The following is a 12,598-nucleotide window of genomic DNA, read 5'->3' on the forward strand; positions in this document are numbered from 1 at the left end:
TCCAACTCTTTTTCAGAATAGAGAAACGGAGCATTCCTTAAAAAGAGTTGGATGATAAAACGGTAAAACAAATACTTTCCAATATTAATTTTGCCCGTGGAGAATTGGTTGAAGACAACTATATTCTGGCTTTCAAACAAATTACTGAAATTGCCGTAAAAGCAATGTCACCCGGCGTTAATGATCCCGGCACTGCCATTAATGCAATAGATTACCTTACAGAATTGTTCTCGTTGCGAATGCAAAAAAGAGATTCGGGGGTATTGGTACATGAGGGGAACGCCTATGTAAAGATCGCCGTGGTCAATTTTGAAGAATTGATGTATAATGTAATGGCCAGTTTACGTACCTATTGCAAACATGATCCCATCATTGTTCAAAAACTTATATGGATGCTGGGATATCTCAAGGAGCAATCGCCTTTTGATGAAGGGTATACGGAAATGATCGAAAAGGAATTGGATTTATTACTGAAGGAAGCTAAAGAAGCTTTCGATTCGGCTACGGACGTTAAAAAAGTAGCCGAGGCAAGCAAAAATATTTAGTTGTAATACGTCTGAAAAATCTTTAGCAGTTCTTCTGAAGGAATGATCTTATCCTCATATTCTTCCATTCGAAGCAGTATTTGATCCACCACGCCGGGACGGATCCCCATTTTAAGACCGAAATTACGAACCGCAACAATCTCCTTTTCATGGGTTTCCTTATCCACGTTCATGACTAAGACCAGTTTATAGAAATGTGTGATGCGTTCCAATTCGGTTAGTAACGGTTTTGAAGGCAACGGGTTCTCGAACAGCTCTTTCACTTCCGCAGAAGAAATACGCATACGCTCTGCCAATCGTATTATAAAATCATATTCTACCTCTGTTACTTTTTCATCGGCTCTGGCCAACGCAATAAGATCACTAATAAGTGCTTTGTTCCCAAATTTATCCATAGGGTAAAAATAAAAAAATCCCGGATGATGAGGCCGGGATTTCAAGAATAACTCGTAAAAAATTAAATTTCCGATCGAAGTAAGACCGGTAATTTATACGTTTTTCCTGTTTCCAGTTCAGCGTCCAGTTTCTTGTAATTAAGACGTGATTTGACATACAATTCAACTACTTTCATTTCGGTGTCCACAGAAAGAACAACCACTTCACCCTCTTGATTCAACATAAAGGTGACCATGGCCGCTATGTCTTTTTCAATTTCAAAAGACGGACTTTTTAAAAGTTTTTCGAACTGAAGCGTAGTTGGATCTAGTTCGATTTCGGAAGGCAGACTTGCCGCCGATGCAAGGGTTCCTACAAGCAGCATTCCGGCTACTAAAAAGGCTTTCATTTGTTTCATAACTGTTCGTTTTAAAGATTGATATACTTAATAGACTCTCTATCTAAAAGATCTGTTACGCTTTTCATGAACATTTAACATTTTGTTAACGCAACATATTGAGTTTCAACCAAAAAAAAGCCCTCCCAAAAGTTTGGGAAGGCCTGTTATACATACCAGTCTTTATGTTAAGCGAGCACCGCTTGCACTTTATCGGCTGCTTCTTGGAATTCGATGGCACTATGTACATCCAATCCGCTAGTATCAATGATCTCCTTTGCGATGTCTGCATTGGTACCTTGCAAACGAACAATGATAGGCACGTGAATGGTTCCCATGTTCTTGTAGGCATCAACAATTCCTTGTGCTACACGATCACAACGAACAATACCGCCAAAAATATTAACAAGTATCGCCTTCACATTAGGATCTTTCAGGATAAGTTTAAATGCTGCTTCCACACGTTCGGCATCTGCGGTTCCCCCTACATCTAAGAAATTCGCCGGTTCTCCGCCTGCTTGTTTGATGAGATCCATAGTAGCCATTGCCAACCCGGCACCGTTCACCATACATCCTACATTTCCGTCAAGGTCCACATAGTTCAACCCTACTGCTTTTGCTTCCACCTCGGTTGGATTTTCCTCGCGAAGGTCTCGCATCGCTTCGTAGTCTTTATGACGAAACAGCGCATTATCATCAATAGTCACTTTAGCATCTACGGCAATAATCTTATCGTCGCTTGTTTTTAATACCGGATTGATCTCAAAAAGTGAGGAATCACTATTTTCATACGCTTTGTACAATGCACTTACAAATTTGGTCATTTGTTTGAATGCCTGACCGCTAAGTCCAAGGTTAAAGGCAATGCGCCGAGCTTGAAATGGCATTAATCCTGTGGCAGGATCGATCTCTTCGTGAAAGATCAAGTGCGGTGTCTCTTCGGCAACAGTCTCAATGTCCATTCCGCCTTCGGTAGAATACATGATCATATTCTTTCCCGTGCCTCTGTTAAGCAGAACACTCATATAGTATTCTTCCGGTTCACTGTCACCCGGATAGTAGACATCTTCTGCAATAAGTACCTGATGTACTTTTTTACCTTCTGCACTGGTTTGAGGTGTCACCAAGCTCATTCCAATAATATTCCCGGCAATTTGTTCTACCTCTTGAAGATTCTTGGCAAGTTTTACCCCTCCTCCTTTTCCACGACCTCCGGCATGGACCTGTGCCTTAATAACGTGCCATCCGGTTCCGGTCTCTTCGGTTAATTTCTTTGCAGCCTCTACAGCTTCGGCAGGAGTTGTAGCGACGATGCCACGTTGTATTTCAACACCAAAACTATTTAATATTTCTTTTCCTTGATATTCGTGTAAATTCATAGTGCCTGTTTGTCGTTTTTTGGAACAGCAAAAATAGCAAATGTTAGAGGATTGCACTAATCTTTTTTGAAGGGCTTCTTATGAAATCCCTTCAGAATAAAAAAATTGAGAACTTTTAGGTCTTTTTTTAAAGTTAATCTTTTAATAGGGTGTAATTTTGGCAAATTATTTTATAAACTGTAACAGAATGAATTCGAAAGATCTTTTAGCGGTAGTACAGGAGTTTAATAGTCCTGTGTATGTGTATGATGCCCAAATAATAGAAGACCAATACAAACGTCTTTCTCAAGCCTTTAAGGACATTAAACATCTTAAGATTAATTATGCCGTAAAAGCACTTTCGAATGTTTCAGTCTTAAAACTACTCCACTCTTTTGGCTGTGGCATGGATACGGTCTCTATTCAAGAAGTACGGTTGGCCTTGGAAGCCGGCGTTGATCCCAAAGACATTATTTATACGCCTAACGGGGTTTCTATGGAAGAGATCGAGCGTGCTGCAGGACTAGGTGTACAGATCAACATTGACAATTTGTCCATTCTGGAACAATTTGGAGCAAAACATCCGTCCATTCCTGTGTGTATTCGTATCAATCCCCATGTCATGGCCGGCGGGAACACCAATATTTCTGTGGGGCATATCGACAGCAAGTTCGGGATCTCAATACACCAAATGCCGCATATCAAGCGAATTGTAGAAAACACAAAAATGCGCATTAACGGAATTCACATGCATACGGGCAGTGACATCTTGGACATTGATGTTTTCTTATATGCTTCGGAAATTCTTTTTCAAGCGGCTACCAATTTCAATGATTTGGAATTTATCGATTTTGGAAGTGGCTTCAAAGTTCCTTATAAGACAGGAGATATAGAAACGAATATTGAAGAATTGGGAGAAAAGTTGACCACGCGATTCAATGCTTTTTGTGAGTCCTACGGAAAGGATCTTACCCTTGCATTCGAACCGGGTAAGTTCTTGGTAAGCGAAGCAGGACAGTTCTTGGTCAAGGTAAATGTGGTCAAACAAACTACGTCTACTGTCTTCGCTCAAGTAGACAGCGGCTTCAACCATTTAATCCGACCCATGCTCTATGGTTCCCAGCATGAGATCGAAAATATTTCAAATCCCGACGGTCGCGAACGCTTTTACAGCGTGGTGGGATATATTTGTGAAACAGATACGTTTGCAAACAACCGACGGATCGCAGAGATTCGTGAAGGGGACATCCTTGCCTTTCACAATGCCGGAGCCTATTGTTTTACTATGTCCAGTAACTACAATTCTCGCTACAGGCCTGCCGAAGTACTATGGCATAGGGGGTCGGCACATCTCATACGAAAGCGTGAAAACTTTGAGGACATTATGCGAAACCAAATTCAAATCGATCTGTAATTTTTTCAACCTAACCAAGTTGATGCCTACTAAATGATCAGTTCATAGAAGAGTCCTTCGTGGGTGGGGTTGTTATTTACAAGACTAACAAATAAGATGGAGGTCGAAACAACTCTTATCACACCTAGTAAGGACACAGATTCTAAAAAGCTCGAGCAGTTCGATTAAGAGTACTGGGTCGCTCTCGGGAAAATCTTTTTGTGGGTGGAGAACGTCTTTCTTAGAATGCAGCGACCTCTTTCTTAGCCGTTTCAAACTCAGAGATCATAGTGGCTACAATTTCTGCTGCGGGTTTGATGTCGTGGATTAATCCCGCAATCTGACCAATTTCCAGCTCACCTTCTTCCAGGTCTCCTTCAAACATACCGCGTTTGGCTCTCGCCCGGCCCAATAATTCCCGCAAGGCTTCCTTGGTAGGATTGGTCGTATACAATTGCATCACGTCTTCAAAAAACTTATTCTTCAGCATGCGTACGGGAGCCAATTCTTTTAAAGTAAGCAGCGTATCGCCTTCTTTAGCATCAACAACCATCTGTTTGAACGCACGATGAGAAGAGGATTCTTCCGAAGCAACAAAACGACTTCCCACCTGCACACCATCTGCCCCTAACACCATAGCTGCGAGCATTCCTCGACCGTTGGCAATTCCGCCGGCAGCGATCAATGGCACCTTGATCTGTTCTTTCACCATTGGAATGAGCGTAAAGGTCGTTGTCTCTTCACGTCCATTGTGTCCACCGGCTTCAAACCCTTCGGCTACAACAGCGTCAACACCTGCTTCTTGTGCCTTTAAAGCGAATTTAACGCTGCTCACTACGTGTACAACTGTGATCCCATGGTCTTTAAGTTTGGTGGTATAGGTCTTTGGGTTGCCTGCCGACGTAAATACGATCTTTACCCCTTCTTCTATAATGATATCGATGATGGTATCAATATCCGGATAGAGCATAGGAACGTTTACACCAAAGGGTTTATGGGTTGCATTTTTACATTTCGTAATATGTTCCCGTAATACGTCCGGGTACATAGAGCCGGCTCCAAGGAGTCCCAACCCACCGGCGTTGCTAACAGCACTGGCAAGTCTCCAGCCACTGTTCCATATCATTCCGGCCTGAATGAGCGGATATTGGACGTTGAATAGTTGGGTAATTCTATTTGACACTATTTTTTAATGATTTTAAATGCATTACCGGTCTCCTTGGACCGGATGGTTGCGATATACATCCCGGAGGCGAAAAGCGACATGTTCACTTGATTGTCGGATACAGAGACTTCTTTTGAGAGAACTTTCTCCCCCAAAACATTATAAAGTTCTAAGGTTGCATTAGCGACATTCTTAGGAAATGACACTCTTAAAATATCTACAACCGGATTGGGGTATACGGCAAATTGTTGCTCCAATAAAAATTCCTCGGCACCCAACAAAAGCGCAGCATTGTACGCGTCTTCGAAATTAGGGATTCCATAGCCCATTTGAGGGGTTGGGTTGTTAAAAAGATCAGCCGATTCGCGAACAATCTGCATCACCTGATAATTTCTTAATTCTGGACGTGCCTGCCACAAACAAGTGACCGCACCGGCCATGATGGGAGAACTAAGAGAAGTACCGTTAGCGGTGACAACATCTCCGTTTTGCGTCACCACAGCAGCATCCCGCCCTTGTGCCATAACATCGGGTTTTACTCGGCCATCAACTGTAGGACCAATAGAACTAAAAGAAGCATAGTTACCATCTTCATCTACGGCACCCACCGTAAGGATCCCGATCGCATCTCCCGGTGTAGCCACAAACATAAAACCATTGCCGTCGTTTCCGGCAGAGGTGACCAGCAACATTCCTTTATCAAAAGCATGATTTGCACCCCGCGCAGCGATTGTGGTCTCACCATCCAGATCTTGATATGTATGGTCGTAACTAGAATCATCGAAATCTTGGTATCCCAATGAGGTATTTACTACATCCACCCCGAGACTGTCTGCACGTTCCAGTGCCTCGACCCACCACGCTTCTTCTACGGGGTTCTCAGTAGGTGCATATTCGGTTCGGAAAAGATAGTACGATGCTTCAGGAGCTGTACCTACAAATTCATTCAGCAAAAATCCTCCCATATCACTAAAAGTGAGGACCCCGTGTGATCCTGTACCATCGACATTTACTTGTCGTTCCGCAAAATCGTAGGTTCCAAGCAACCTGCCTTCAGAAATAATTTCAGAAAAAGCAGGATTGGACGATACATTTGGAAAACCACTATCCATTACTGCGATCACCATGCCGTCACCCGTAAGGTCCTGCTCGTGAAGAAAATCGGCTGCCAGCATCTCTACCTGGTTTGTGGCGGCGCCATAATTATAGATCGTTCGACCTTGTTGGGACTCGATGGTAAATTTATCATTAGGCCCGGAAGCCACGGGTGCAAAGTTGAGATTCTTATTCATGAACTCTACTTGTGTTACAAAAGACAAGTTCAACAAATTTTCTATTGCAGTTTGTGTCCCTCGTACGTATACAGCGTTCATCCACTTCGATTTCGCGTATACCGTAATACCCGATGTGTTCTTGAGTTGTGTGATATAATTTTCATTCACCGGTACATCCCGAGCGTCAATGACGGTGCCATGCAGTTGTTTTCTGTCGATAGCCTCTTGTGTTAGGATGGTAATAGGATTGGCAATGGAGGCGGCTACATTCTCTTTATCTGCAAAGAAGACGAGCGCATCCTCGATTTGAGCATTCCCTATCTGAAACACAAGAAATGCTATTATAAGTATGGATCTTTTCATAGTTTTCTTTTAAGCAATAACACCGCTGCCTAACAATTCGTCGTCACGATACCAAGCCACAAATTGACCTTCGGTGATGGCAGACTGCGGTCTTTCAAAGATAACATAAAGTCCTGAAACGGTTTGATGTAAGGTCGCCTTTTCTAGGGGTTGTCGATAGCGAATACGCGCAAGTACCTCCATGGTCTCATCTGGAGCCAGCCTAAGGTCTTCCCGGATCCAATGGACCTCTTCATTGGTAACATACAGACCCTTTCGGTAGAGTCCCGGATGGGTTTTGCCCTGTCCTGTATAGATCACATTTTCTTTGACATCGGTATCCAATACGAACAAGGGTTCTTGAGTCCCTCCTACTGCGAGTCCTTTTCGCTGCCCTTTCGTAAAATAATGTGCTCCTTGATGGGTGCCGATTACCTTACCGTCAGATCGTGCATAGTTCGTTTTTTCTGAATAGTATTTTAGTTTTTCTTCTTCGGAAGCAAAATTAGGTGTTCCTCTTTTATACCCTTCAAATTCCGCAGGAACCTCAACAATCACCCCTTCTTTGGGAGCCAACTGTTGCTGAAGGAATTCCGGAAGCCGAACCTTCCCTATAAAACACAACCCTTGTGAATCTCTTTTTTCGGCCGTGATCAAACCTTCTTCTGAAGCGATCTTACGCACCTCCGGTTTTAATAATTCGCCTACGGGAAACAGTGTTTTGGACAATTGCTGTTGCGATAACTGACATAAGAAATAACTTTGATCCTTGTTGGGGTCCTTCCCGGCCAATAGTTGATACACTTCCTTTCCATCTCTTACAATGGTCCCTTTGCGACAATAATGTCCCGTCGCAACAAAATCGGCCCCGAGGCTGAGGGCAATCTTCATAAACACATCAAACTTGATCTCACGATTACAAAGCACGTCGGGGTTTGGGGTTCGCCCCATTTCGTATTCGTGAAACATATACTTCACAATTCGCTCCTTATACTGTTCACTGAGATCAACAGTTTGAAAAGGGATGTCCAGTTTTTGAGCGACCAGCATAGCATCATTACTATCTTCCAGCCAAGGACATTCGTCAGATATGGTTACGGAGTCGTCATGCCAGTTCTTCATGAACAGACCAATGACCTCGTAGCCTTGCTCTTTCAGTAAAAAGGCAGCCACGCTGGAGTCTACGCCTCCACTTAAACCAACAACAACTCTTTTTTTCTTCATTGCATACAAAAGTGCAAAGTTACAAAATAAAAAAAGCAGCTAAAAGCCGCTTTATCTCTAGTTCCCTCGTTCCACAGGCTTAGGGTAGGTCTCTTCCAGCACGACTTTTCCGTCTTTATAATATTTCCACAAGCCGTGTTTTTGACCGTCCTTATAGAACCCTTCAATCACGACATTACCGGATGCGTCGTAATACGTGGCTTCACCTTGCAATTGATCATTGCGATACTTTAACTTTTTTATGAGCACACCTTCGGGAGAATAATACAAATTGGGTCCCTCCATAAGTCCATTGGCATAGTTTACCTCTTCAGTAACGGTTCCGTTGGGATAATATGTGATCTTCTTCCCTTCCAGCTTTCCGTTCTTATACCACTCACGCGTCATAACCTCGTTGCTTTTCTTGTGATAATAGACCCATTCACCAACACGGTCCTTATCGTCCATGTCACCTTCGCTCACCAACTTTCCTTTGATGGTAAAATACTTCACCCGAGCCAGATTGGAATTGGGTTTGTATTCTTTTACTGCGGAAGGATTTTCTTTACATTCTTCGCAATAGAACTTAAAAGTTCCCACTTCTTTTCCGTGTTCAAACGTTCCTTCGTAGCGAAGTTGGTTTGAATTAGGATAATATTTTTTCCAGACACCATGACGCTTGCCTTCAGCGTCAACTTGATTGATATCGTTTTGAGCTAAAGAAGAAATACTTGTAAAGACCATTCCGAAGAAGATCAAAAAAAACATTCTCATAGGCTGAAATTTATACTATAACGATGGAATCGTTATTCTATTGATTCACACAAGTGCTTAAACAAAAAAAGTGCCATCTTTTAGCGTTTACCGGCTTTCTTTTGTTGTTCGGCCTGTTCCATCATCTCTGCCATCTTTCGTTGAAAACGATTTTGTTTCTTAGGCTTCTTTTTGTTCACCTGTATCTTGGCATGGATCTTCTCCTCGTCAATGATAAAATTCTTGATTACCAACATGATCCCAATAGTAATAAGGTTTGAAACAAAATAGTACAAGGACAGACCACTCGCATAATTATTGAAGAATACCAACATGAACAATGGTGAGATATACATTAAGATCTTCATATTGGGCATGCCGGGCTGTGGCGTTTGCATGCTTTGCCCCATAGTCATCATCATATATACAAAGATTGCCAAGGATGCAAGGATAGGGAAAAGACTTATATGATCGCCATAGAATGGAATATGAAAGGGCAGTTCGGCGATAGTATCGTAGCTGGAAAGGTCTTCGGCCCATAAAAAACTTTTTTGACGCAGGTCGAAAGCCGTTGGGAAAAAGGTGAACAATGCATAAAATACGGGAATCTGAAGCAGCGCCGGCAAACAACCCTTTAGCGGACTTGCACCTGCCACGTTCTGAAGCTTCAACGTCTCCTGCTGAATCTTCATTTTGTTATCCTTGTACTTTTCGCGGATCTCGTCCAGTTCGGGTTTAAGCACCTTCATTTTTGCCTGGGACAGATATTGTTTGTATTGTACCGGTGACAAGGCAAGCTTGATAAGGATCGTCAACACGATAATAGCGATACCTGCCGGCAAGAAATCACTCAACATTCCGAACAAAGGAATGATAATGTATTTATTGATCATTCCGAAGATACCCCAACCAAGAGGCATGGCCTCATCGAGGTTTCTATCGTAGGTCTTAAGGATCTGGTAGTCGGTAGGGCCGTAATACATATTCATAGTATAGGCAAGCGAACCACCTTTAGGCTCCAACAACATATTGGCGCCATACTTCTTCGTATAAACCGTATCTACTTCCTCATCGATCACAAAATCGGTAGAGGTGAGTTTTACTTCTTCAAAAGGAGTATCGGTAAGCAACATGGAACTGAAGAAATGCTGGCGGAAGTTCATCCAGGTTACGTCCTTCTCTATTTCTTCATCATCACCGGAAGGCGACAACTTTGAATGGTCATCTCCATCCTCAAATTCGTAGGTAAGTCGGGAATATCGATTCTCGTAGGTTATACTTTTAGCATGACGGTATCCTTTCAACTGCCAATCCAAATACATGGGCTGTGAAGTATTTAACACATTCTCTAGCCCCTGCGTACGCAGGTTAAAGCCCAACATATATTCGTTGGGTGGCAGGATGTATTGATACTCTACAAAGGCAGTTTCCGACGTTTTAAGTCGCATGGTAAGCACCTTGTTCTCTCCCTCTTGGGTTAGCTTAGGCTCAAAGTAAAGATCTTTGGTGTTGAGCATCCTGTTTTCAGAAGAAAACTGAAGGTTTAAAGAGGCGTTATCATCTTTTATTAGATATACAGGCTCTCCGGTGTACATCGTGTGTTGTTTCAGCTTCGCTTCGGTGATATACCCGCCTTTATTACTTATCTTTAATAGCAGCACATCGTTCTCAAGAATTGTTGTAGCATTGGTCGCCGAAGGCAGGGTTTCGGAGTATGCGAAAGATCCCAATCGGTTCTTTGCTTGTTCAAAGGCCAGAGAATCTGACGTAGTCCCGGCAACCATTTCATTGGTTGCTGAATCCACGGATGTATTGTCTGTATTGGTCGCAGAAGGATTTGTGGCATTCGTTACTTGCTCTGTGTTAGAGGGTTGTGCACCTTCTGCTTCGGGAGCAGGGCTTTGAAAATAGAGCATCCAAATCAATACCCCGCCTATCAATAAGAACCCAATGAGTGAGTTTCTGTCAAATTTCTTTTCTTCCATAAATTCTTGTGGCTTCCAAATTGTTTTCAGAAGCAATTATTTTTACTATCTCTTTCCGTAATCAAGAATCCCGCCCAACTGTAGGTTGCGCCAAATTGTCGTTTACTTTTCTTTAGCGTGTTCGTGCGCCGCCTTGACGAATGCCACGAACAGCGGATGCGGATTTGCCACCGTGCTTTTGTACTCCGGATGGTATTGAACGCCTACAAACCACGGGTGTGAAGGGATCTCAACGATCTCTACCAAACCAGTATCGGGATTAATCCCGGTAGCCACCATGCCGGCCTTATCCAGCTGATCCCGATAGGTACTGTTAAATTCATAGCGATGTCTGTGACGTTCTGCAATCATTTGAGTATCATAGATTCCTTCTACCAGACTTCCCGGTTTCAGTTCACATTTCCAAGCACCCAGACGCATGGTTCCTCCTTTCATCGTGACCGATTTCTGATCTTCCATCAAGCTAATGACCGGATGAGTGGTATGCTCATCCATTTCGGTAGAATTGGCATCCTTAAGACCCAATACGGTTCGGGCGTATTCTATTACTGCCATTTGCATCCCCAAACAAATCCCTAAGAAGGGAAGTTTGTGTTCGCGTGCATACCGTACGGCTTCGATCTTCCCTTCGATCCCCCGTTCTCCAAAACCGGGAGCGACCAAAATGCCATCGAGTTCCGATAATTCACGCTCTATGGTCTTTGCATCAATGTGTTCGCTGTGTATCGCTTTTACCTCCACCTTCACTTCATTTTCGGCTCCGGCGTGAATAAAGGCTTCCAGTATCGATTTGTAACTATCTTGTAGTTCTACGTATTTCCCGATAAGGCCAATACAAACTTTTCCTTTGGGATTCTTATGTCGTTTCAAGAATTGATTCCATCGTGTGAGGTCGGGATTCTTAGCTTCAGTAAGATTTAATTTTTGAAGGGTCACGGTGTCGAGACCTTCATCCAACATCATATTGGGCACATCGTAGATAGTGGAAGCATCAATAGATTGGATAACCGCTTCTTTCTTCACATTACAGAAAAGTGCTAGTTTTCGTTTTAGGTCATCAGAAAGTTCGTGCTCTGTACGACATACCAATATGTCAGCCCGAATTCCACTTTCCATCAACGTTTTAACCGAGTGTTGGGTAGGCTTGGTCTTTAGTTCGCCTGCAGCCGAAAGATAGGGAACCAAAGTCAAATGTATTACCAACGCATTGTCATCGCCAAGTTCCCACTTTAACTGACGCACAGCTTCTATATAGGGTAACGATTCTATATCTCCTACGGTACCTCCAATCTCTGTGATCACGATGTCGTATTCGCCGGTATTACCCAGAAGTTGAACACGTTCCTTGATTTCATTGGTAATGTGCGGAATGACTTGGACGGTCTTGCCTAAAAACTCTCCGCGTCGTTCCTTCTCGATCACACTCTGGTAGATACGTCCCGTAGTTACATTATTCGCTTGCGAGGTAGATACGTTCAAAAACCGTTCGTAGTGTCCTAGGTCAAGGTCGGTCTCAGCACCATCATCGGTGACATAACATTCGCCATGCTCGTATGGATTTAAGGTTCCGGGATCTACATTGATATAAGGATCCAGCTTTTGTATGGTCACCCGATACCCTCTGGCCTGCAGCAATTTAGCCAGTGAAGCTGCAATGATTCCTTTTCCTAATGAAGATGATACCCCGCCCGTAACGAAGATGTACTTAGTAGTGTTCATGAGTGACTTTGCTGAATTAGCTATACGGGATGCAAAGATACATTTTTATTATGGAAAGGAAATGGGGAAATTCTACTTTGTGGAGTATC

11 protein-coding genes are annotated in these 12,598 nt (G+C 43.1%); 2 read left to right on the top strand and 9 right to left on the bottom strand.

From position 1 onward, the window contains the following. The first annotated feature begins 47 nt into the window (after positions 1-47). Positions 48-545, top strand: coding sequence for a DUF2254 family protein (locus AACZ11_RS08980; protein ID WP_290627425.1), 498 nt, complete (start codon positions 48-50; stop codon positions 543-545). Here AACZ11_RS08980 and AACZ11_RS08985 read toward each other — a convergent pair. The 3 genes from AACZ11_RS08985 to sucC all read right to left on the bottom strand — a co-directional run bounded on the left by AACZ11_RS08985 (position 542) and on the right by sucC (position 2,696). Beyond that, a complete protein-coding gene (locus AACZ11_RS08985; RefSeq protein WP_290627423.1) occupies positions 542-940 on the bottom strand; it encodes a TerB family tellurite resistance protein in 399 nt (132 codons plus the stop codon). The two genes, AACZ11_RS08980 and AACZ11_RS08985, sit on opposite strands and share 4 nt — an antisense overlap. Before the next feature lie 62 nt (positions 941-1,002). Continuing rightward, positions 1,003-1,338 (bottom strand): hypothetical protein, encoded by a 336-nt coding sequence (locus AACZ11_RS08990; RefSeq protein WP_290627421.1) that lies wholly within the window; start codon positions 1,336-1,338, stop codon positions 1,003-1,005. A gap of 167 nt (positions 1,339-1,505) precedes the next feature. Further along, positions 1,506-2,696 carry an ADP-forming succinate--CoA ligase subunit beta gene (gene sucC, locus AACZ11_RS08995; RefSeq protein WP_339832207.1) on the bottom strand — a complete coding sequence of 397 codons (1,191 nt, stop codon included), beginning with the start codon at positions 2,694-2,696 and terminating at the stop codon, positions 1,506-1,508. Between the two features lie 187 nt (positions 2,697-2,883). Between sucC and lysA the strand changes: the two genes are divergently transcribed. Continuing rightward, on the top strand, positions 2,884-4,089 hold the full coding sequence (gene lysA, locus AACZ11_RS09000) for a diaminopimelate decarboxylase (RefSeq protein ID WP_290627419.1): 1,206 nt from the start codon (positions 2,884-2,886) through the stop codon (positions 4,087-4,089). A gap of 220 nt (positions 4,090-4,309) precedes the next feature. Here the strand turns inward: lysA and AACZ11_RS09005 are convergent, their stop codons facing one another. The 6 genes from AACZ11_RS09005 to AACZ11_RS09030 form a co-directional block, all read right to left on the bottom strand. Next, positions 4,310-5,251, bottom strand: a complete 942-nt coding sequence (locus AACZ11_RS09005; RefSeq protein ID WP_290627417.1) for a nitronate monooxygenase — start codon at positions 5,249-5,251, stop codon at positions 4,310-4,312. Further along, positions 5,251-6,870, bottom strand: a complete 1,620-nt coding sequence (locus tag AACZ11_RS09010; protein WP_290627415.1) for a S8 family serine peptidase — start codon at positions 6,868-6,870, stop codon at positions 5,251-5,253. Before AACZ11_RS09010 ends, AACZ11_RS09005 begins: the two co-directional genes overlap by 1 nt. 9 nt (positions 6,871-6,879) lie before the next feature. After that, positions 6,880-8,073, bottom strand: coding sequence for a tRNA 2-thiouridine(34) synthase MnmA (gene mnmA / locus AACZ11_RS09015; protein ID WP_290627413.1), 1,194 nt, complete (start codon positions 8,071-8,073; stop codon positions 6,880-6,882). Between the two features lie 57 nt (positions 8,074-8,130). Continuing rightward, positions 8,131-8,826 (bottom strand): hypothetical protein, encoded by a 696-nt coding sequence (locus AACZ11_RS09020; protein WP_290627411.1) that lies wholly within the window; start codon positions 8,824-8,826, stop codon positions 8,131-8,133. An 80-nt stretch (positions 8,827-8,906) separates the two neighbouring features. Further along, positions 8,907-10,790: a membrane protein insertase YidC gene (yidC, locus tag AACZ11_RS09025; protein ID WP_290627409.1), complete on the bottom strand. Its 1,884-nt coding sequence runs from the start codon at positions 10,788-10,790 to the stop codon at positions 8,907-8,909. A 102-nt stretch (positions 10,791-10,892) separates the two neighbouring features. Then, positions 10,893-12,509 (bottom strand): CTP synthase, encoded by a 1,617-nt coding sequence (locus AACZ11_RS09030; protein ID WP_290627407.1) that lies wholly within the window; start codon positions 12,507-12,509, stop codon positions 10,893-10,895. Between the last annotated feature and the right edge of the window lie 89 nt (positions 12,510-12,598).

It is taken from the genome of uncultured Altibacter sp. (assembly GCF_963972995.1).
Lineage (GTDB): Bacteria > Bacteroidota > Bacteroidia > Flavobacteriales > Flavobacteriaceae > Altibacter.